Annotated in this window: 20 protein-coding genes; 10 read left to right on the forward strand and 10 right to left on the reverse strand. The window is 65.9% G+C overall.

What is annotated here, in order from left to right; translation table 11 throughout:
* Positions 1 to 53 precede the first annotated feature (53 nt).
* Together flgM and ASE28_RS23315 are read left to right on the forward strand one after the other, a co-directional pair.
* Positions 54 to 383: a flagellar biosynthesis anti-sigma factor FlgM gene (gene flgM / locus ASE28_RS23310; protein ID WP_057268657.1), complete on the forward strand. Its 330-nt coding sequence runs from the start codon at positions 54 to 56 to the stop codon at positions 381 to 383.
* Positions 384 to 434: 51 nt separating this feature from the next.
* Positions 435 to 821 (forward strand): hypothetical protein, encoded by a 387-nt coding sequence (locus tag ASE28_RS23315; protein WP_082604314.1) that lies wholly within the window; start codon positions 435 to 437, stop codon positions 819 to 821.
* Positions 822 to 1,319: 498 nt separating this feature from the next.
* Here ASE28_RS23315 and ASE28_RS23320 read toward each other — a convergent pair whose 3' ends face one another.
* The 9 genes from ASE28_RS23320 to motA form a co-directional block, all read right to left on the reverse strand.
* A complete protein-coding gene (locus ASE28_RS23320) occupies positions 1,320 to 2,036 on the reverse strand; it encodes an RNA polymerase sigma factor FliA (protein WP_057204145.1) in 717 nt (238 codons plus the stop codon).
* A gap of 4 nt (positions 2,037 to 2,040) precedes the next feature.
* Positions 2,041 to 2,847 (reverse strand): hypothetical protein, encoded by an 807-nt coding sequence (locus tag ASE28_RS23325; RefSeq protein ID WP_057204089.1) that lies wholly within the window; start codon positions 2,845 to 2,847, stop codon positions 2,041 to 2,043.
* The gene (gene flhF, locus ASE28_RS23330) at positions 2,840 to 4,363 is read right to left on the reverse strand and encodes a flagellar biosynthesis protein FlhF (RefSeq protein ID WP_057268658.1); all 1,524 of its coding nucleotides are present in this window, start codon (positions 4,361 to 4,363) and stop codon (positions 2,840 to 2,842) included. Before flhF ends, ASE28_RS23325 begins: the two co-directional genes overlap by 8 nt.
* Positions 4,360 to 6,438, reverse strand: coding sequence for a flagellar biosynthesis protein FlhA (gene flhA / locus ASE28_RS23335; RefSeq protein WP_057204091.1), 2,079 nt, complete (start codon positions 6,436 to 6,438; stop codon positions 4,360 to 4,362). Before flhA ends, flhF begins: the two co-directional genes overlap by 4 nt.
* Positions 6,435 to 7,595 (reverse strand): flagellar biosynthesis protein FlhB, encoded by a 1,161-nt coding sequence (locus ASE28_RS23340; protein WP_057204092.1) that lies wholly within the window; start codon positions 7,593 to 7,595, stop codon positions 6,435 to 6,437. Before ASE28_RS23340 ends, flhA begins: the two co-directional genes overlap by 4 nt.
* 196 nt (positions 7,596 to 7,791) lie before the next feature.
* Positions 7,792 to 8,421, reverse strand: coding sequence for a protein phosphatase CheZ (locus ASE28_RS23345; protein ID WP_057204093.1), 630 nt, complete (start codon positions 8,419 to 8,421; stop codon positions 7,792 to 7,794).
* Positions 8,422 to 8,425: 4 nt separating this feature from the next.
* Positions 8,426 to 8,812: a chemotaxis response regulator CheY gene (gene cheY / locus ASE28_RS23350; protein ID WP_057204094.1), complete on the reverse strand. Its 387-nt coding sequence runs from the start codon at positions 8,810 to 8,812 to the stop codon at positions 8,426 to 8,428.
* Between the two features lie 72 nt (positions 8,813 to 8,884).
* Positions 8,885 to 9,823, reverse strand: a complete 939-nt coding sequence (gene motB, locus ASE28_RS23355; RefSeq protein WP_057268659.1) for a flagellar motor protein MotB — start codon at positions 9,821 to 9,823, stop codon at positions 8,885 to 8,887.
* A 12-nt stretch (positions 9,824 to 9,835) separates the two neighbouring features.
* Entirely contained in the window at positions 9,836 to 10,696 is an 861-nt protein-coding gene (gene motA, locus ASE28_RS23360) for a flagellar motor stator protein MotA (RefSeq protein WP_057204096.1), read from the reverse strand.
* Positions 10,697 to 10,960: 264 nt separating this feature from the next.
* Here motA and ASE28_RS23365 point away from each other — a divergent pair, with 264 nt between their 5' ends.
* The 8 genes from ASE28_RS23365 to ASE28_RS23400 all read left to right on the forward strand — a co-directional run bounded on the left by ASE28_RS23365 (position 10,961) and on the right by ASE28_RS23400 (position 19,769).
* The gene (locus ASE28_RS23365) at positions 10,961 to 13,321 is read left to right on the forward strand and encodes a tetratricopeptide repeat protein (RefSeq protein WP_057268660.1); all 2,361 of its coding nucleotides are present in this window, start codon (positions 10,961 to 10,963) and stop codon (positions 13,319 to 13,321) included.
* Positions 13,322 to 13,453: 132 nt separating this feature from the next.
* A complete protein-coding gene (gene rfbF / locus ASE28_RS23370; protein WP_057268661.1) occupies positions 13,454 to 14,236 on the forward strand; it encodes a glucose-1-phosphate cytidylyltransferase in 783 nt (260 codons plus the stop codon).
* A 5-nt stretch (positions 14,237 to 14,241) separates the two neighbouring features.
* On the forward strand, positions 14,242 to 15,327 hold the full coding sequence (gene rfbG, locus ASE28_RS23375) for a CDP-glucose 4,6-dehydratase (protein WP_057268695.1): 1,086 nt from the start codon (positions 14,242 to 14,244) through the stop codon (positions 15,325 to 15,327).
* Positions 15,324 to 15,887, forward strand: coding sequence for a dTDP-4-dehydrorhamnose 3,5-epimerase family protein (locus ASE28_RS23380; protein ID WP_057268662.1), 564 nt, complete (start codon positions 15,324 to 15,326; stop codon positions 15,885 to 15,887). The genes rfbG and ASE28_RS23380 overlap by 4 nt, the downstream gene beginning before the upstream one ends.
* A gap of 13 nt (positions 15,888 to 15,900) precedes the next feature.
* Positions 15,901 to 17,124 carry a class I SAM-dependent methyltransferase gene (locus ASE28_RS23385; protein WP_057268663.1) on the forward strand — a complete coding sequence of 408 codons (1,224 nt, stop codon included), beginning with the start codon at positions 15,901 to 15,903 and terminating at the stop codon, positions 17,122 to 17,124.
* Positions 17,125 to 17,175: 51 nt separating this feature from the next.
* On the forward strand, positions 17,176 to 18,243 hold the full coding sequence (locus ASE28_RS23390) for an FkbM family methyltransferase (protein WP_057268664.1): 1,068 nt from the start codon (positions 17,176 to 17,178) through the stop codon (positions 18,241 to 18,243).
* A gap of 3 nt (positions 18,244 to 18,246) precedes the next feature.
* Positions 18,247 to 19,116, forward strand: coding sequence for an NAD(P)-dependent oxidoreductase (locus ASE28_RS23395; RefSeq protein ID WP_082608210.1), 870 nt, complete (start codon positions 18,247 to 18,249; stop codon positions 19,114 to 19,116).
* A complete protein-coding gene (locus ASE28_RS23400; RefSeq protein ID WP_235516197.1) occupies positions 19,113 to 19,769 on the forward strand; it encodes a hypothetical protein in 657 nt (218 codons plus the stop codon). The genes ASE28_RS23395 and ASE28_RS23400 overlap by 4 nt, the downstream gene beginning before the upstream one ends.
* A gap of 128 nt (positions 19,770 to 19,897) precedes the next feature.
* Here the strand turns inward: ASE28_RS23400 and ASE28_RS23405 are convergent.
* The coding region (locus ASE28_RS23405) for a flagellin (RefSeq protein ID WP_235516198.1) at positions 19,898 to 21,103 on the reverse strand (1,206 nt) is incomplete at its 5' end.

The following is a 21,103-nucleotide window of genomic DNA, read 5'->3' on the forward strand; positions in this document are numbered from 1 at the left end:
AGGGTCGAAAACATTGCTACGAGCTCCGTGTCATCGGAGCGCTGGAGAAGGCGATGAAGATAGGTCAACCACCGGAACTTCCGGGCGCACTGGCGCAAACGGGGCAGGCCAAGCAGGCCAAGGCCCCCGCTGCAGCCCCTGCTACGCCCCAAGGAGTGGCAACGGGCACTGCGGCTGCCCCGGCCCCTGGCGTGCCTGTAACGGTTTCCACCGCAGCACGTGCCCTGGACCAGACGGGCCGTGCCTCGGGCGATTTCGACACCAAGAAGGTGGCGGCGGTGCGTGCAGCCATTGAAAAGGGCACGTTCACGGTCAGCGCCGGCGCGATTGCCGACAAGCTGCTGGCCAACGCCCAAGAGATTTTTTCCCGCTCGCGCGGCTAGCGTGACCCCTTTCTTCCAGGCGTCACCGGTCCGCATTCACCAGGACAAGCCGTGACCACGCCTCTGGAAGACGCCTTGCAGGCCGTCGAGCAGCACATCGAGATGGTGTCTGCCGCCCTGCTCAAGGCCGATGCCCCCACCCTCGAACAAGCAAGCACCGGGCTGCGCGACACTGCAGCCCGTTTTTCGTATGCGCTGGACCTGTCGCGCCAGCAGGTGAGCAGCATCACCCCTGCCCTCAAGGCCCGCATGGACGCCATCGCCGCCACCCTGGTGGTGCACCGCGAAAGCCTGGCCCGCCTGGCGGCCATCACCGACCGCCAGACCGCCGTGCTCGTCCCCTCCCAGGACAGCTCCGCCAATGCCACCTACGGCAACGGCCTGGGCGGCAAGCAACAAGCCGCCGGCATCGCCAAGATCTACCGCTCGGCCGGCTGATCGGCGCGCGGCAAAGTCGCGCTGTATGGCCACGATTCTTTTTTGTACTAGTACATAGGCGCTGCCCTGAATGGCGCGCAAGCGCCAGGGCAAACCCGTGGATAGCGCGCTGCCCCATACCAGGGCAGCCGTGCAAGGGCCGCCCCGCCGCACTGCTGCGTCCCCCTTCCCGAATTACGCAGTAATTCGAGAGAAGGGGTTAAGGCGCGTCTGCGCCTCAGGGGGATGTACTAGGGCCTGTTCACACTGATTTCGGGGATCGCGTTGCCCGGCCTGGGGGCTGGATGCAAGGCGCCCGTGCGCAGCAAGGTGTGCACCTTGCAAGCGCGGGCAACGCCGCAGACGGCCCCCAGGCCGGGCAACCCGAAGGGAAGGCCCTTACCGGCGCGCCACTCGTCGTTGCGCTCCTTGCGTGTGCAAGGGCACACGCTGCGTCGCGCGCTTAGATTGGCACGCCGGCAAGGGCCTTCGCGACCCCGAAATCAGTGTGAACAGGCCCTAGTGACTGCGCATCTTCGCCCGCAAGCGCGCGATCGACTGGCTGTGCAGCTGGCACACACGGGATTCGGTGACCCCGAGCACGGCTGCTATCTCCTTGAGATTCATGTCGTGCTCGTAGTACATGCCCATGATGTGCTGTTCGCGCTCGGGCAGTGACTCGATGGCCGTGACCAGCGCCGAGCGCAGGCGGTGGTCGCGCAGCATTTCGAGCGGGTTGGCTGCCTCGTCGCCCACATGGCGGTCGAGGAAACCATCATCGTCGTCATTGCTGTGGGTCATGTCCTCCAGGTACACGAGCTGCGTGCCCCGCACCCGGCCCAGCAGGCTCTGGTATTCGGGCAGGGCCATGCCCATCTCGCTGGCGATCTCCGATTCGAGCGGGCTGCGGCCCAGGCGCTGCTCCAGCCGGTTGACGGCCTGCTCGATGTCCTTCTGGCTCTTGCGCGAACTGCGCGACATCCAGTCGCCCTCGCGCAGCTCATCGAGCATGGCGCCGCGGATGCGCTGGGTGGCAAAGGTCTCGAACTGCACGCCCTGTGCGGCCTCGTAGCGCGAAAGTGCTTCCGCCAGGCCCATCATGCCGACCTGGATCAGATCGTCCAGCTCTACATTGGGAGGCAGCTTGGCGATCATGTGGTGTGCGATCCGCCGTACCAGGGGCACGTGCTGGCGAATCATCGCATCACGATCGAGCTGGCCTTTGGCGGTGTACATCAGATCAGTGGCTCCGGAGAAGATGTGCAGCTGCAGGTATACCAGCAAAATTGCTGGATGCAATTGCAGCTGCAGCCGCCATCGTTCCATTGATGGTGCCCGCGTTTTCCAGCAGTTGCAAGGCCAGGCGCTGCAGGTCCTGGGGATTCTGGGTGGAGACGGCGGTAGTGTGCACCTGACCGCCCAGGTGGCGCTCGGCGCAGTCCTGCAATGTCTGCAATGCGGCAAGTGTCTTGCGGCGCTCGGCCGTGCCCGAGCCGCGCAACAGTGCCGCCACGGTGCAGGACAGGCCGGTGTGCTGGGCCATCTGCTTCAAGCTCTTGTAGGTGGTGAGCACGCCTGCTGCGGCGCCCTCCATCACCATCAGCGGCATGGTCCGGGTGTGGGTGAGCAACTGGCCCAGCAGGGGAGGTGGGGCGTGCAGCACCAGGATGCTGTAGGCGCGCACGTAGGGCTGGATGTCCTGCAGCGGCGAGACATGCGCCGGGCGGTCGGCCCGGCTGATCTGCCACAGGCCCCGAGCGGCGGGGATCACCGCCAGGGAGGAGGCTGCGGCGCCCTGGTCCATGCCGTCGTGCCAGGGTGCCCGGCGCAGCAGGTGGTACAGGCCCGGGGACTCGTCGGTCTCGTAGCCCGTGGCGTCGAGCACCACAACCGGGTAGCCCATCCGCTGCAGGCTGGCGCAGATCTGCCAAAGGGTCTCGAGGCCGCTGCCGGCCTGTTCCTGGCTGGCCACGGCCAGCACGCGCAGTTCGGTCTGCGGGGTGAGGCTTTGCAGCCCCGCAGCCTGGTGAAAGCCGGTATCAAGCATCGACCAACCCCCTGTCGGTTACCAATTCGGGTGAATGCGAGAAGAAGAAATTCAGGTCGCTGGCTTTGGGGTCGAACGGCGACTTGACCGGCGCGCGCATCGAGGTGCTGATGAGCTGGTGGGCATCGGCCGCTTCCCAGTCCTCGGGCACGCGCTGGCCATTGGTCACGCCGCGCAGCACCATCTGGTGGCGGATCAGGGCGTCGATGGAGGGGCCCAGCTTCACGGCCTCGTCCACCTTGGACAGGATGGCCTGCTGCGAGCCCTTGGTCTTGAAGGCGGTCAGCACATCGTCCAGCGTGTCGCCGTGGCAGCCGGCATTGAGCACCAGCAGGCGGTTGACGTGGGGCAGGTCCAGCACGTCGAGCATGTCGCGCTTGCGTGGATCGCGTGGGGCGACGCCGGTGGTGTCGATCAGGACCATCTTCTTGCCGCTGAGCAGGCCCAGCAGGTCCTGCAGTGCTGCACGGTCGTGGGCCAGGTGGGCCACGATGCCCAGCATGCGGCCATAGGTGCGCAGCTGTTCATGGGCGCCCACGCGGTAGGTGTCCAGGGTGATCAGGCCCACGCTGCCGGGGCCATGGATGCGCGCGCACAAGGCGGCCAGCTTGGCAGTGGTGGTGGTCTTGCCGACGCCGGTGGAGCCCACCATGGCGAAGATGCCACCCTGCTCGTACAGGGGCGCGGCATCCGTGTCGGTCTTGAGGTTGCGTTCCAGCACCTCCATGAGCCAGCGCACGGATTCGCCGGCCGAGAGTTCCTCGGGCATGCGCTCGAGCACGGCGCGGGCCAGGGCGGGCGAGTAGCCGGCGCGGATCATCTTCAGCATCAGGTTGGACTGGATCGGATTCTGGCGCGCCTGGCCCAGCCAGGCCAGCGTGTTGAAGCGGTCCTCGATCAGCTCCTTCATCGAGTGCAGCTCGCTCATCAGGTTCTGCTGGTTGTTCACCTGTGCGTTCGACAGCGAGGGGGCTTCCTGGCGCTGCTGCTGCTGCTTGCGGGGCGCGGGCTCTGCAAGGTCCATGGGGATCGAGCGCAACGGGTTGTGGCGCGCCACCTGGGCGGCGGGGCGCTCACGGGCCAGCTCAGCGGCACGGTCGCGGCTGCGCTCCATCATGGGAACCGGGTCGGACGGGCCGCTGATGGCCTCGTGGCGGCGGCGCAGCATGCGCTCGCGCACATAGTCCTGGAAGGACAGGGTGCTCATGGCCAACTGCTCGGTGTCTTCCTCCACCGGGTTGCGGTGGGCCGCAGCGGCCGGCTGCTGCGCAGCGCGGGGCGGCTGCTGTTGCAGCTGCTGGCGCTGGCTGGCCTGTGCCAGGGGGGAGGGCGCGCTCGATTGCCTGGCCGCCGCGGCGCTGTCCAGCGACGAGAGCGTGTCCTCGGCGGTGGCCATCACCTCCACGCCGTTGGCGGTGGGGCGGTTGGACAGGATCAGTGTGCCCTCGCCAAAGGCCATGCGTGCTTTGGCCAGTGCTTCACGGGACGTAGCAGCGTGAAAGCGTTTGATGTTCATGATGCACCTTTGAGGATGGGCCCAATGCGGATGGTGTGGGTCTCAGGGATTTCGCTGTGCGCAAGGACCTGCAGGCGGGGCGCCACGCGGCGCACCAGGCGGGAGATCGCAGTGCGGATCTGGTCGGGAACAAGCAGGCAGGCGGGCAGGCCCATCTCCTCCTGGCGCAGGGCCACTTCGGCGGCCTTCTGCGTCAGGATGTCGGCCACGCCAGGGTCCAGCGCCGGGCTGGCGGTGTTGCCCAGGGCCTGCACCAAGAGGCGCTCCAGGCCGGGTTCGATGGCGATGACGTTGAGCTCGCGCGTCGGGCCGTAGATCTGCTGGACGATGGCGGGCGACAGGGCGATGCGTACGCGGCGCGCCAGTTCCACGGGGTCGGAGATGCCACCGGCGTGCTCGGCCAGGGTCTCGATGATGGTGCGGATATCGCGGATGTGCACAGACTCCTCCAGCAGCAGCTGGAGGACTTTCTGGAACGTGGCGATGGAGACCATTTTCGGGACGACTTCTTCGATGAGCTTGGGGGCCAGTTTGGCGACGTGTTCCACGAGTTGCTGCGTTTCGGTGCGGCTCAACAGCTTGGCTGCCTGCACTTGCATCAAGTGTGACAAATGCGTCGCCATCACGGTTTCCGAATCAACGACCGTAAAGCCGGCCATTTGCGCCGCTTCCTTCTGGCGATCATCGATCCAGTGCGCGGGCAGACCGAAGGCCGGGTCGGTGGTCGGGGTACCGATCAGCGGCGTGGTGATGCCGCCGGGGTTGATGGCCAGGAACATGCCGGGGAAGGCCTCGCCTTCGCCCACCACCACGCCACGCAGCGTGATGCGGTAGCCGCTGGGCTTGAGTTCGAGGTTGTCGCGCACATGCACGGCAGGGGGCAGGAAGCCCACTTCCTGCGCAAACTTGCGGCGTACGCCCTTGATGCGGGTCAGCAGGTCGCCCTGGCGGCTCTTGTCCACCAGCGTGATCAGGCGGTAGCCCAGTTCCAGGCCGAGCAGGTCCACGGGCTGCAGGTCGTCCCAGGTGGCTTCGCCATCGGCGGCCACGGGGGGCGGCGGGGCCACTTCCTCGGGCACCTGCTGGCGCTCGTAGAGCGTCCACGCCCAGTAGCCGAGCAGCGCTCCGGTGATCAGGAACACCAGGTGCGGCATGCCGGGGATGAGGCCGAGCAGGATCAGGATGCCGGCCGTGACGCCCAGCACGCGGGGCGACATGAACAGCTGCTGCACGATCTGGCGGCCCATGTCCTGTTCCTTGCCGACGCGCGAGATCACCATGGCAGCGGCCACCGAGATCAAGAGGCCGGGGATCTGGGCGACCAGCGCATCACCGATGGCCAGCAGGATGTAGCTGTCGGCGGCCTGCTTGGCGGTGAGGTCGTGCTGCAGAACGCCGATGGCGAAGCCGCCGATGATGTTGATCAAGAGGATCAGGATGCCGGCGACGGCATCGCCGCGCACGAACTTGGAGGCACCGTCCATGGAGCCGAAGAAGTTTGCTTCCTCGCCAACTTCGGCGCGGCGGCGCTTGGCTTCCTTCTCGTCGATCAGGCCGGCGTTGAGGTCGGCGTCCACCGCCATCTGCTTGCCGGGCATGGCATCCAGCGTGAAGCGGGCCGACACTTCGGCAATGCGCTCGGCGCCCTTGGTGATCACCACGAAGTTGATCACCACCAGGATGGCAAACACGATCAGGCCCACGGCAAAGTTGCCGCCGATCAGGAAGTGGCCGAAGGCCTCGATCACGGCGCCAGCGGCACCGGGGCCGGTGTGGCCTTCCAGCAACACGACCCGGGTGGAGGCCACGTTCAGCGACAGGCGCATCAGCGTGGTAAGCAGCAGCACCGAGGGAAAGGCGGCAAAGTCCAGCGGCCGGATCATGTAGGCCGAGACCATCATCACCATCAGGGCGACGGCGATGTTCAGCGTGAAGAAGGTGTCCAGCAGCCACGGCGGGATGGGCAGCACCATCAGCGCCAGAATGGCCACCACCAGCAGCGGTGCCGACATGCCCTGGAGGGCCGATGTGTTCTTGCCCGCCCACAGCCGAAGGTAATTCACGGAATTGTTCATGGGGCGGTGCCTTGCACGGTGGAAGACGTCTTGTTCAGCGGATCAAGCTCAGGGGGAACGAAAGGCTCAACCAGCGCGTCGGGCATCTGCCCTTCGCCGCGCAGAGCGGCCTTGAGGCGGTACACATAGGCCAGTACCTGGGCCACAGCGGCGTACAGGGTGGCGGGGATGGCCTGGTCGATCTCGGCGTGCGCGTAGAGCGCGCGGGCCAGCATGGGGGACTGCAGCACCGGCACGTCGTGGGCGCGGGCCAGGTCACGGATGCGCATGGCCGTGAGGTCGGTGCCGCGCGAGATCACCTGCGGGGCGGCCATGGTCTTGTCGTCGTACTTCAGGGCCACGGCATAGTGGGTGGGGTTCATCACCACGAAATCCGCCTTGGGAACCGCCGCCACGCTGGCGCCGTCCGCCATCTCGCGCTGCTTCTGGCGGATGCGGCCCTTGGTATGCGGGTCACCGTCGGATTCCTTGTGTTCCTGCTTGACTTCCTCGTGCGACATCTTCAGGCGCGCCTTGAAGAAGTAAGACTGCAGCGGCACGTCGATCAGTGCTGCCAGAAAAACCACCAGCAGCATCAGGCTGACGCCGGAGGTGAGCCACTCGGACATGTGGCGGATCGCCATGGGCGAGGGCTGCAGCACCAGCATGGCCACGCGCTCGATGCTGCCCGACATGTAGTGCCAGGCCACGGCGGAGATGATGGCCGTCATCAGCACCATCTTCGCCACGTTGGCCATCTGCTGCTTGGAAAACAGGTTCGCCACCCCGGAGATGGGGTTCAGGCGGTTGAACTGGGGGCTGATGGGCTTCATGCTGAAGATCCAGCCGCCGGCACCGATGGCGCTGAGCAGCGCGGCGCCGCTGGTGAGCAGCGCGAACACCGTGCTGGCTACCAGGCCCACGATGACCATGGTCTGCATGCGATCGACCATGGTGGCGGGCGCCATCACGATGCTGGCGTTGAACACCAGTTGGTGGGCCAGCGCCTGCTGCAGGTGCTCCATGAGCGTTGGAGCCAGGACCAGCATGGCGGCGCCGCCCGCACCCAGAATGGCCAGGTGGGACAGGTCGCGTGAACGCGCACCCTGTCCGTCCGTGCGTGCCTTCTGCAGCTTTCGCTCGGACGCCGGTAGGCTTTTTTCTTGGCTGGATTCCATGATGGCGTGACAACTTGTGTCCTGCCATTGTCGTGAGCGACCCGGAAATCTAAAGACGGATAAAGGGCGGCTGCGGGGCCCTTTTCCCTCGTACCTTGCTACAGGGCCGCACTGTGTAGAGCGCGAGCGCATGCCATGCGCTGCATGGCGGGCGCTGATGCGCCGCCGGGCGGTGCCACGCCAGTCGAGGGGAGGGTCAGAAACCCAGGCTGGCCAGCAGGTCGTCCACTTGGGACTGGTCGGTCACGATGTCCGCAGTGTTTTCCGGGTCCACCACGGGGCCGGCGAGGTGCTCGCGCGGAACCTCCACCAGCGCGGCGGGCACGTTGGCGGTGGGCGGGGCAGTCTGGATCAGCAGCTGGACCAGTTGCTCCTCGATGGTGGCAGCCAGATTGACCACCCGGGCAATCACCTGGCCCGTGAGGTCGTGGAAGTCCTGCGCCATCATGATTTCGGTCAGGTGCGTATCGGCTTCCATGGTGACGCGTTCCACGTCGGTCAGGAAGTTCATGATCTCGCCCTTGGCCACGGCAGCCACAGGGTCTTTGACCAGCGAGGCCACTACGCGGCGTGTCTCGGCGGCGATGAAATCATGCTGTGCCTTGGCCTGTTCGACCCGGGTGAGCACTTTTTCTGCGGCCTCGCCCGTCAGGCGGGCGATGTAGGACAGGCGGCTCTGGGCGTCGGGCAACTCGCCCATGGAGCCGCGCAGCTTGTCTGCGTAGCCCAGTTCGTTGAGCGAATCGTGCAGCTGGCGGGTCAGCAGGCCGATCTTGTGGTGGACCTCGGCCGTGGGCTCACCAGGGGGGGTGTCAGGGGTTTCCATGGCGTCACAGCCCCATCTTCTTGAGAATCAGCAGGACCTTTTCTTCCAGAGTGGCCTTGGTGAAGGGCTTGACGATGTAACCGGCTGCCCCGCCCTGGGCGGCCGCGACGATGTCCTCCTTGCGGGCTTCGGCGGTCACCATCAGCACCGGAAGGTGTTTGAGCTTGTCGTCTTTCTTGATTTCCGCCAGGAGCTGGAAACCGTTCATGTTGGGCATGTTGATGTCCGTCACCACGAAGTCAAACTTGCTGTTGCGCAGTTTGTTCAGTGCGGCGACGCCATCTTCGGCCTCGTCTGCATCGGCAAATCCGCTCTCCTTGAGCAGATTGCGGACGATGCGCCGCATGGTGGAGAAGTCGTCAACGATCAAGAAGCGAAGGGCTGTGGTCACGTGGGACCCTTTCGGTCGAAATAGGCTGGTTGTATTGTCAAGTGTGGCAGGTTTGGTGACAAGTCGTAACGATCACCCGCCAGGCGTTGGATTTTCGCGCTTTTCCGTCGGCAGCTCTGCAGGAGGGCTTGCCGCCGCAGGAGTCCCCTTGCCCATGAGGCGTTCTTCGGCCTCGCGGGTCAGCACCGTGATGGTAATACGGCGATTGGCGGGTGCGCGCGGATTCGTGGGTTCGAGCAGATCGCTGGCGGCCAATCCCACCACGCGGCCCAACCTGCCGTCGGGCATGCCGGCAGACACCAGCTCGCGGCGCGAGGCATTGGCCCGGTCGGCCGAAAGCTCCCAGTTGCTGTAGCCGCGCTCGCTGTTGCCATAGGGCACGGCATCGGTGTGGCCAGCCAGGCTGATGCGGTTTTCCACCCCGCCCAGCGCGGCCCCGATTTCACGCAGGATGTCGCGCATATAGGGTTTCACCAGCGCACTGCCACTGTCGAACATGGGGCGGTTCTGGTCGTCCACGATCTGGATCTGCAGCCCGTCGGGCGTGACATCGATGCGGATCTGGGACTTGTATTCGTTCAGGCGCGGGTTTTCGGTGATCAGGGCGTCGATCTTGGCCTGCAGCGCCTTGATGCGCTCCTGGTCCTGCTTGGCGCGCTCGGCGCGTGCGTTGTCGATGCTGGCGCGGCGGTCCTTGTCGGGGTCGGAGTCCGAGCGGCGCACCTGGCCGTGCACCTTCGAGAGATCGTTGCCGCCGCCCGGGATCACGCTGGAGCTGTTGCCGGCGCCATCACCACCGGTCATGGCCACCTTGAGCGGGGAGCTGAAATAGGCAGAAATGCCCTGCAGCTCCCCCTTGGCGGTAGAGCCCAGCAGCCACATCAGCAGGAAGAACGCCATCATCGCCGTCACGAAGTCGGCATAGGCAATCTTCCAGGCGCCGCCATGGACGGCATGGCCGCCCTTCTTGATGCGCTTGATGATGATGGGCTGGAGCTTCTTTTCTGCCATGGTAGTGCGGGCTTACTTCTTGCCTTTCACATGTCCTTCAAGCTCGGCGAAGGTCGGCCTGTCGGTGGAGAACAAAACCTTGCGGCCGAATTCGATGGCGGTGGCGGGGTTGTAGCCCTGCATGCTGGCCAGCAGCGTGGACTTGATGCACAGGAATTCCTTGGCGGCATCTTCGGTCTTTTGTTCCATCAGGCCGCCCAGGGGCTCCACGAAGCCATAGGCCAGCAGGATCCCCAGGAACGTGCCCACCAGCGCGGAGGCGATCATGCCGCCCAGCACCGAGGGCGGTTGCCCCACCGAGCCCATGGTGTTCACCACCCCCAGCACGGCGGCCACGATGCCGAAGGCGGGCAGGGCGCCGGCCAGCCGGGCGATGGCCGCCACCGGGGCGTGGGCCTCCTGGTGGTGGGTGTCGATCTCGTTGTCCATCAGGGCCTCGATCTCATGGGAGTTGAGGTTGCCCGAGACCATCATGCGCAGGTAGTCGGTCGTGAACTCGATCACATGGTGGTCGCTGCCCACCGTGGGGTATTTCTTGAAGATTTCCGACTCATGGGGGGCTTCCACATCCTTTTCGATCGCCATCAGGCCCTCCTTGCGGGCCTTTTGCAGGATGTCGTAGAGCATGGCCAGCAGCTCCATGTAGCGCGCCTTGGTGTACTTGGATCCCTTGAGCGCGGCAGGAACGGCCTTGAGCGTGGCCTTGAGCACCTTGGGCTGGTTGTTCACCACGAAGGCGCCCATGGCGCTGCCACCGATGGTGATGAGTTCGAACGGCAGGGCCTTCAGGATCACCTGGATATTCCCGCCGTGCACGATGTACACACCGAAGATGCAGACCATGCTGACGACGTAGCCAATGATGACGAACATGCTGATTCAGGTTGATTGGGCGGGCGCCAGACGGGCGACTGGGCTGTTGCGGTTGGCACACGGCCAGGGCCATGTGCGTGATTGACTGTATCGGATTGTGCTTGAACCGGTCCCATGAGCAAGCGGTAAAGCACCCACCACTTCAGCAGTTGGGCAGGTAGCGTGGTTTTTACGTTGGTTTTCCCGATTTAGGAAGCGGCCCAGGGTGTTTATGCTGGGCGGCAGCGGGGTGCCTTTGGAACCCCGGGCCCTATATTGATGCCAATGACCGACACCACGACGACAGAAAACCCGCAGCCAGACGGCCAGGCGAGTGCCGGGCAGGAGGGCGCGCAACTGAAATTGGCGGCATCCCCGGTGCAGATGCTGATGGAGCGCAGCATGGCGCTGGCCATCGAGTGCCACCGCGGCGGCAATTACCCCCAGGCGGAAGAGTTGTACCGGGCCGTGCTCAGCCTGGATCCCGGCCACGCCGACGCGAACCACAATCTTGGCGCCATCGCGGTCGAATGCGGCCAGTTCCTGGCCAGCGTGCCTTTCTTTCAGGCGGCCCTGCAGGCCAACCCCAAGGAGCGGCAATACTGGGTGAGCCTGGTGGATGCGCTCATCCAGGCGGGTGAGGCCAATCTGGCCGGCGGGGTTCTGGAAGATGCCCTGCGCGCCGGCCTGGCTGGCGACGCCGCTGGCGAAATGGTCGAGCGGCTGGTCGCCGTCGCCATGGAGCGTGCCCGGTCGGCGCGCCCCGTGGCCGGGCGCATGCCTCCCAAGGAGCAACTTGCGCAGATCAACCGCCTGTTCGATGAAGAACAATTCGAGGCGGTGTTGCGCATGGGCCGCAAGATGACCCGCCAGTACCCGCAGTGCACCATGGGCTGGAAGTCGCTGAGCGCGGCGCTGATGCGCGTGGGGCAGAGGGACAAGGCGATCGAGCCCATGCAGCGGGCGCTGGCCCTGGACCCCGGTGACGTGGACATGCTGAGCAACTACGGCCTGGCCCTGTCGTTGAGGGGCGATCTCGTGCAGGCCGAGATCCTGCTACGCCAGGCGGTGGGCCATGGCCCCCGGTTCAAGCAGGGCTGGTACAACCTGGGCATCGTCATGCGTGGGCAGGCACGGCTGCAGGCCGCAGAGTCGGCCTACCGCTCTGCACTGGAGGTGGATGCCAACGATGTCGGCGTGCTCATCAATCTCAGCGTGCTGCTGGGCGAGATGAACCGCCTGGCAGAGGCCGAGCAGTACGCGCGCAAGGCGATCATCGTGCAGCCGGGGCATATGCAGGCGCGCATCAGCCTGGGCATGCTGCTCAAGGACCAGGGGCGGTTGCCTGAGTCGCTGGAGGTCCTGCGGGCGGCCATGGACCTGGCTCCCGCCGATGCGTCGGCCCTCAGCTCCTACCTGTTCGTCGCGAACTGCATTCCCGACATGGATCCCATGGAGCGGTTTGCGGCCTACCAGCGTTTCAATCAGCATTTCGGAGAGCCCTGCCGCAACCTGTGGCGCCCGCATGCCAATGAGCGCAATCCCGAGCGGCGCCTGCGCGTCGGTTACGTCGCGCCGGTGTTCCGCAACCATGCCTGCCGACAGTTCCTGGAGCCCCTGCTGGCCAACCACTCCCATGCGCAGGTGGAACTGTTCGCGTACAGCGGGCTGTATGAACTGGAGGACGAGGTGACGGACCGGTACCGCACGTACTTCGAGCATTGGATCGATACCCGGGACCTGGACGACGACCAACTGGCCCAGCGCATCCGTGAGGATGGAATCGATGTGCTCGTGGACATTGCGGGCCACACCAAGGGTCACCGGCTGGGTGCCTTTGCGCGCAAGCCCGCACCGGTTTCGCTGCATTGGCTCGATTCGGGCTACACCACCGGGCTCACGGCCATCGACTACTACCTGACCGATGAACCGACCGTGCCCACGGGGCAGGAGGGTCTTTTCTCCGAGAAGCCCTGGCGCCTGCCCCATGCCTCATTGGTCTACCGGTCCAACCCGGGCATGGGCGAGGTCAGTGAACTGCCTGCGCTGTCGCGGGGGTACGTCACCTTTGGCACGCTGACCCGGGCCGTGCGTCTCAACCAGCGCGTGATCCGTGCCTGGGCCGCGTTGCTCAAGCGCGTTCCGGGGTCGCGTCTGGAGATCAACAGCGGCAACTTCAGCCAGGTCGAGGTGCGCGAGCAGTGGTTCCAGCGCTTCGAGGCACTGGGAATTGAGCGGGAGCGCATCCTCATGGGTTTCGAAAGCCCGCCATGGAACGTGATGCGCCGAATGGACATTGCCCTGGACTGCTTTCCGCAGAACTCGGGCACCACCTTGATCGAGTCGCTGTTCATGGGCTTGCCCCTGGTGACGCTGGCCAGTGCGCCGAGTATGGGAACCCTGGGCGCCTCGGTGCTCACCTCGGTGGGTTATCCGGAGTGGATCGCGCAGACCGAGGAGGAGTATGTGGACAAGCTGGTGGAGCTGGCCTCGGACCTGCCCCGCCTGGCGCAGATCCGCACAGAACTGCGGCCCCGGATGCAGGCGTCGGCCCTGATGGACGAAGCCGGCTTTGCGCGCGACGTGGAGACCGCCTATCGGCAGATGTTCCGGACATGGTGCGATGCGCAGGTGCCGGGCCGTTGAGCGACGTAGGCCGGGCCGCCCCGTGAGAAACACGGCTTCCTGCCGCTATAGTTCCTGCATCCTGAAAAGGCCCTGCCTTTGCTCTGCGCTGCGCGCTCTGTCGTGGCACGGGGACTTATCGAGCTGTTACCCATGAAAGCTGTCCTGCTGGCCGGGGGCCTCGGCACCCGCATCTCCGAAGAGTCGCACCTGCGGCCCAAGCCCATGATCGAGATCGGCGGGCGGCCCATCCTGTGGCACATCATGAAGACCTATGCCGCCCATGGCGTCAACGACTTCATCATCTGCCTAGGCTACAAGGGCTACATCATCAAGGAGTATTTTGCCAACTACTTCCTGCACATGTCGGACGTGACCTTCGACATGGCCGAGAACCGCATGGAAGTGCACCACCGCCATGCCGAGCCCTGGCGCGTGACGCTGGTGGACACCGGCGAGTCCACGCTGACCGGCGGGCGCCTCAAGCGGGTGCGCGAATACCTCAGCGCAGATGAGCCCTTCTGCTTCACCTATGGCGATGGTGTGGCCGACCTCGACATGGCCGCGCAGTTCGCATTCCATGCAGCGCATGGCAAGCTGGCCACGGTGACAGCGGTGCTGCCGCCCGGCCGCTATGGCGCGCTGGTGCGCGACGGCGACGGCCGGGGGGAAGGGGTCCGGGGCTTTGTCGAAAAGCCGCGTGGCGATGGCGGCTGGATCAATGGCGGGTTCTTCGTGCTGTCGCCCCAGGTGCTGGACCGCATCGATGGTGATGCCACGCCCTGGGAGGCAGCACCCATGGAGAGCCTGGCGCGCGATGGCGAGTTGATGGCGTTCGAGCATCATGGCTTCTGGCAGCCCATGGACACGCTGCGCGAGAAGAACCTGCTCGAAGAACTCTGGCAGAGCGGCCAGGCGCCGTGGAAGTGCTGGTGAGCAGCATGGCCTTGCCCGATCCCCATTTCTGGCGCGGCAAGCGCGTGGCGCTCACGGGGCACACGGGCTTCAAGGGCAGCTGGCTGGCCCTGTGGCTGCAGCGCCTGGGGGCGCAGGTCACCGGCATTGCCCTGCCGCCGGCCACCGAGCCCAGCCTGTTTGCACTGGCCGGCGTGGCGAGCGGCATGGACAGCCATGCCTGCGACGTGCGCGATGCGGGTGCCACGGCGGCCCTCATCCAGGCAGCACGGCCTGACATCGTGCTGCACCTGGCGGCCCAGGCCCTGGTGCGCGCCAGCTATGCCGCGCCGCTCGATACCTATGCCACCAACGTCATGGGCACGGCCCATGTGCTCGATGCGCTGCGCGGCCTGCCTGGCGTGCGCGTGGCGCTGGTCGTGACGACCGACAAGGTCTACCGCAACCGAGAATGGGTCTACCCCTATCGCGAAGACGATGCGTTGGGAGGGCATGACCCCTACAGCGCCAGCAAGGCCGCCGCCGAGATTGTGACCGCCAGCTACCGCGATGCCTTCCTGTCCGCACAGGGTGTGGCCGTGGCCACTGCCCGCGCCGGCAATGTGATCGGCGGCGGAGACTGGGCGCCCGAGCGCCTTTTGCCGGACGCTGCGGCTGCCTGGTCTGCCGGCCAGACCCTGGTGCTGCGCAACCCCCATGCCACACGGCCCTGGCAGCATGTGCTGGAGCCGCTGGCCGCCTACATGCGCCTGGCCCAGGTGCTGTGGGAGCGGCCAGGGAGCGCGGGCGCATACAACTTCGGACCGGCCCCACAGGAGGCCGCCACGGTGGGGTGTGTGGTCGAGATGGCACGGTCAGCCTACCCCACCGCGCCTGTGCGTTACGAGAGCGACGCGAAGCATCCGCACGAAGCGGGGCTGCTGGCCCTGGACACGGCGCGCGCGCGCAGCCTGCTGGGCATCACCCCGTGCTGGGCCCTGCCCGAGGCCGTGGGCCGCACCATGGCCTGGTACCGCGGCTACCACGCTGGCGCCGATGCGCGCGCCTTGTGCCTGGCCGACCTGGACGCCTATGAGCAGGCCTGCGGCGCCGTGCAGGAGACCGCCCTGTGAGCCGCTTCACCGTGGAGCCCACGCCGCTGGCGGGCCTGATGACCGTGCAGCGCCAGCCGCTGGCGGACAGCCGGGGCTTTCTGGCGCGCATGTTCTGCGCGGCTGACCTGGCCCCTGCGGGCTGGACCTGGCCGATCGCGCAGATCAACCATACCCAGACGGCCCAGCGCGGCACCGTGCGGGGGCTGCATTTCCAGCACCCCCCGGCGGCCGAGGCCAAGCTGGTCAGCTGCCTGCGCGGCGCTGTATGGGATGTGGCGGTGGACCTGAGGGCCGGCTCCCCGACCTTCCTGCAATGGTTCGGACGCGAGCTGTCGGCTGCCAACCACTGGGCCATGCTCATCCCGCCCGGCTTCGCCCATGGTTTCCAGGCGCTGGCCGATGATTGCGAGATGCTCTACCTGCACTCGGCACCCTATGCGCCCGCCTCGGAAGGCGGGCTCGACGCGCTCGACCCGCGCTTGGCCATTGCCTGGCCGCTGCCCCTGGCAGGCCGCTCGCCGCGCGACGCCCAACATCCCTCCCTGACGCCAGCCTTCACCGGGCTGTCGCCGTCCTGACCGAGTTCCGCCCATGCAATGCCGCCACTGCGCCGCCCCCGTTACCCTGCCTCTGGCAGACCTGGGTACCGCGCCCCCTTCCAACGCCTACCTGCGCGAACCCGCGCTGCATGCGTCCGAGCGCTGGTACCCCCTCAGGGTGCTGGTCTGCGAGAACTGCTGGCTGGTGCAGACCGAAGACTTCGCGGCCGCTGACGCCTTGTTCGATGCCGACTACGCCTACTTCAGCTCGTTCTCCAGCAGCTGGCTGGCCCATGCCCAGGCCTATGTGGAGGATATGGCCCAGCGCCTGTCGCTGGGCGCCCACAGCCAGGTGGTGGAAGTGGCCGCCAACGATGGCTACCTGCTGCAGTACGTGGCCGGGCGCGGCATCCCCTGCCTGGGCGTGGAGCCCACGGCCAGCACTGCAGCTGCAGCACGGGCGCGCGGCATCGAGGTCGTGGAGCAGTTCTTCGGTGTGGCGCTGGCCCGCACGCTGGTGGCCGACGGGCGCGCCGCCGATCTCACGGTGGCCAACAACGTGCTGGCCCATGTGCCCGACATCAACGACTTCGTGGCGGGGTTTGCCGTGCTGCTCAAGCCGCAGGGGGTGGCCACCTTCGAGTTTCCGCACCTGCTGCAGCTGGTTCAACAGTGCCAGTTCGACACCCTGTACCACGAGCATTTCTCGTACCTTTCGCTCACCGCAGTGCAGCGCATTTTTGCCGCCAACGGCCTCACCGTGACCGATGTGCAGGAGTTGCCCACCCACGGCGGCAGCCTGCGCGTGTTCGCGCAGCGCAGTGACGCCTTTGCGCAGGTGCACGACCGGGTGGCCCAGCTGCTGGCCCGTGAAACGGCGGCCGGGGTGTCGTCGGCGGCGTTCTACGGTGGCCTGCAAGAGCAAGCCTTGCGCATCAAGCGCGAGTTGCTGGCCTTTCTGCTCGACTGCCATGCGCGTGGCCTGAAGGTCGGCGCCTATGGCGCGGCGGCCAAGGGCAATACCCTGCTCAATTTCGCGGGTGTGCGGGCCGACCTGTTGCCCTATGTGGTGGACCGCAACCCCGCCAAGCAGGGGCAGTACCTGCCCGGCAGCCGCATTCCCATCGTGGACGAGGCGCACCTGCGCGCCCACCGGCCCGATCACGTGCTCATCCTCCCCTGGAATCTCAAGGATGAGGTGGTTGCGCAACTGGACTACGTGCGGGAGTGGGGCGCCCTGTTCGCGGTGGCTGTCCCTGCATTGAAAATCCTGTGAGAGCACCGCGCCAGCTCTCACACCCTCTTGATTGATCGACGAAGGAATCCCATGAGCAACGACCCTAGAGACCTTGATGGCAAGCGCTTGCATCGCGCCATGCACCAGTTGGGCCGTGATACGGCCTTGCGGGCCCGGCTGGTGGATCTGCTGCGCCAGGCGGAAGCGTCCATTGCCTACGATGGCTCTGTGCGCGATGACGTCGTCGGCCCCATTGTCGATGCCCTGCACGATGACCAGGATGTCTATGGCCAGCAATTGGCCGATGGCACGCGCGTGGAGTACTTTTACCGCACCAAGATTGCCCGCGACCTGCTGCTGTCCGCCAGCGAGCGTCCGACCCATGTCTGGGAGCCCCAGACCACCAAGCTGCTGCTCGAATTGGCCCCCCGCCTGCAGGGCGATGTCATCGTCGGTGGCGCCTATTTCGGCGACCAGGCGGTGCTGGTCGCCAAGGCCATTGCTCCCGCCGGGCTCAAGGTGCATTGCTTCGAGCCGAACCCCGACCAGGCCGGGATGCTGCAGAACAACCTGGCACTCAACCAGCTGGGTAATGTGGTGGTCAACCACGAGGGCCTGTGGAGCCGCAGCGGTGAGCGCATGCGGCTCGACGGCTTCGACTCCTTTGCCAACGCCGTGGCCGCCTCGGCGGGCGAAGGGTTCGAGACCGTGGCCATGGACGACTATGCGCAGCGCCTGGGCCTGCGCGTCGGCCTGATTCAGCTGGACATCGAAGGGGCCGAGCTGGCTGCCTTGCAGGGCGCTGTGCAGATCCTGGACAAGGACCGGCCCTGGGTGGTCTTCGAGCTGCACCGAACCTATGTCGATTGGAGCCAGGGCCTGCGGGCCACGCCCCTGTGCCAGCTGTTCCTGGAGCGTGGGTACGAGGTGTTTGCCGTGCGCGACCTCAACTCGCACCGGGAAATGCCGGGCAAGCCGGTCGAGCTGGTACCGATCGACACTGTCTACCTCGAAGGCCCGCCGCATGGGTTCAACATGCTGGCGGTACCGCACAAGGGGCTTGTCGACACGCCGGCTTTCAGTGTGGTGAACGCAGTGAGCCCCAAGCTGCTGCCGCACAAGGATGCGCGCCTGCACCATCCCGTCGGCGGTTTCTGAGACATGGCCGATAGCGAAAACAGGCTTCGAGGGCGTGTTTTCACCGTGCTGGGCGCGGCGGGCTTCGTCGGGCAGCGTGTTGTTGCCCGGTTGCAAGCGGCAGGGGCCGATGTGTTTGCGCCCGTGCGCGGCGATCCGGCCGTCTGGAGCCGCCCGCTGGGCCATGTGGTGTATGCGGCCGGCCTGACGGCAGACTACCTGGCCAGGCCCTTCGATACGGTGGAAGCGCACGTGGGTCTGCTGGCCCGCGTGCTGAAAGAAGCGCAGTGGGAGTCGCTGGTCTATTTGTCATCCACCCGGCTGTACGACAGCCTGGGGGCCGTGGACGCCCATGAAGCGCTGCCCTTGCTGCTCGATCCTGGCCAACCCCGGCATCTCTACGACCTGTCCAAGGCATTGGGTGAGTCGCTGTGCCATGTCCAGGGTCAAGGCCGCGCCCGGGTGGCGCGGCTGGCCTGCGTCTATGAAGGCCCGCAGGACGCCGACGGATTTCTGCCCTCCCTGCTTCGGCAGGTGATGGCCGCGGGTGCGCAGGCGCGCGCGGTGGGGGCTCCTGCGCCGGTGATCGACGTGAATTCTTCGCCTTCATTCGAACGGGACTACGTCCATGTGTCCGATGTTGTGGAAGGCTTGATCCATATCGCGCTGCAGGGGCAGGACACGGTCTACAACCTGGCCAGCGGCGAGAACATCTCCAATGCCACCCTGTTTTCCTGGCTGGGCGGCCGCTGGCATTGCCAGCTGCGGGCCACGCTGCCTGCAGGAGGCAGCCAGGCGCCGCGCATCCGCATTGACCGCATGCGCGATGAATTTGGCTGGTCTCCGAAGGGTTTGCGAACCGTGCTCGATGCCTTGGAGGAACACATTCCATGATGAAGCTGGTGCACCTGTCGCACGCCGAATTGCTGCAGTACGTCGTGCGGCAGCTGGATCTTTTCTTCCCCGACGGCCTGGATGCCGACGCGCACGAGGTGCTGCGTCCCCACATGGATCCGGCGCTGTTGCGCCTGGGCCACTGCATCGATGCTGTGCGCATGTGGAGGCCGGGAGAATTCGACCACCTGCACTCCTCCCAGTACACCATCTTCCTGTACTACCTGGCCAACACGGTGTGGAAGGCGACGGGCGACCGCCGGTTGTGCGCCAAGCTGTTCGGGCTCAACAAGGCTCTCAATGGCATCGACTTGTTCTACGAGATCGAACTGCCCCCCGTGTTCTTCATCGGGCATTCGGTGGGTATCGTGTTTGCCAAGGCCACCTACGGCAACTACCTGGTGATCTACCAGAACTCCACCGTCGGCAAGAACCATGGGGTGGGGCCCGTGCTGGGAGACGGGGTCGTGATGTATCCCGGCACGGCGATCATCGGGGGCTGCCATGTGGGTGACGCGACCGTGCTGTCCCAGGGCGTCAGCCTGATCAGTACCGACACGCCGGGACACTGCACGGTCTACGCGGGCGAGGGCGGTGCCGTCGTCTGCAAGCCCTCCAAACGCGACGTCCTGGCGGACATCTTTCGGCTTTGAAGCTTGCCTGAGCCTATTGCCACGACGTGGGAGTGGGTTTGGCTGTAAAAAAACCCAGGCGCCTGTGTCGGCGACTGGGTTCCAGGGGCTGCTGCAGTGGCGCCCTGGGGTGCGCAACGCACTGGTCGTTACTTGAGCAGCGACAGCACGCCCTGTGGGATCTGGTTGGCCTGGGCCACCATCGCCGTGCCAGCTTGCTGCAGAATCTGGGCGCGCGACAGGTTGGCCGTTTCTGCGGCAAAGTCGGCGTCCAGAATCCGCGAACGCGAGGCGGACAGATTTTCCGAAGTGATGTTCAGGCTCGAAATGCTCGATTCGAAACGGGCCTGCAAGGCGCCCAGCTTGGCGCGCTCGCCACTGATGAAGGCCAGGGCCGAATCCACGGTCTTGAGCGATTCGGTCGCCTTGGCAAAGGTCGTCACGTCCAGGTCGGCCACGCGCTTGAGGGTCGAGCCCCCAGTGGTGAGCGCATTGCTGGCGGACGTCACGGCGAAGGATTTGTCCGAATCCAGGGTGATGTAGCCGCTCACGGTGGTGAAGTTGGCGTTGGTATCTGCCGCCAGGGTCACCGTGCCGCCGGTGGCCGTGCCATCGGCCTGGAGCTTGGTAACCGTGGTGGTGCCCGCATTCTGGACCGCCGTATCGCCCACGACGATATCGCTGCCCGTGGCGTTGGAGAGGATCACGCGGTCGCCGGTCTCATTGAGCGATGCGGTGATGCCGGTCTTGGCTGCCTGGTCGTTGATGGCGGCCACTGCGGCCGACAGGCGGTCGGCGCCCGAGGTGGCCGTCAGCGTGAACGAGGCGGTCACCGGGGTGGCATTGTCCCCTTGCAGGGACAGGGTGAAGGAGCCGGCCACGGCGGCGATATCCAGCTCCACTTCGGTGCGGGCCGTGGCCGTCACCCCCGAATTGGCCTTGACAGCGTTGACCTGGTCGGCAATGGCCTTGGCTGTGGAGTTGCTGGCAACCGACAGGGTGGCCGTGCCCAGCGAGCCGCTGATCGATACGGCGCCCGAGGTCACGCCGTTGGCGGGGGCAGACGACGCCGCAGCGGCGGCAGAGGCTCCGGCACCGGCGGAAGGCAGGTTCTGGTTGTTGCCGTAAACACTGGTGCGCAGGTTGGCCGTCGCTGCCACAATGGTCTGGTTGGCGTTGGCGCCGACCTGGAACTGCTGCGTACCGAAGGTGCCGTCCAGCAGCTTTTGGCCGTTGAATTCCGTGGTTTGCGAAATCCGGTCCAGTTCTGCGACCAGTTGGCCGACTTCCTGCTGCAGGGCCTGGCGGTCGCCGGCGCTGTTGGAGGCGTTGGCCGACTGCACTGCCAGTTCACG

This window comes from Acidovorax sp. Root219 (assembly GCF_001428665.1).
Taxonomy (GTDB): Bacteria; Pseudomonadota; Gammaproteobacteria; order Burkholderiales; family Burkholderiaceae_C; genus Acidovorax.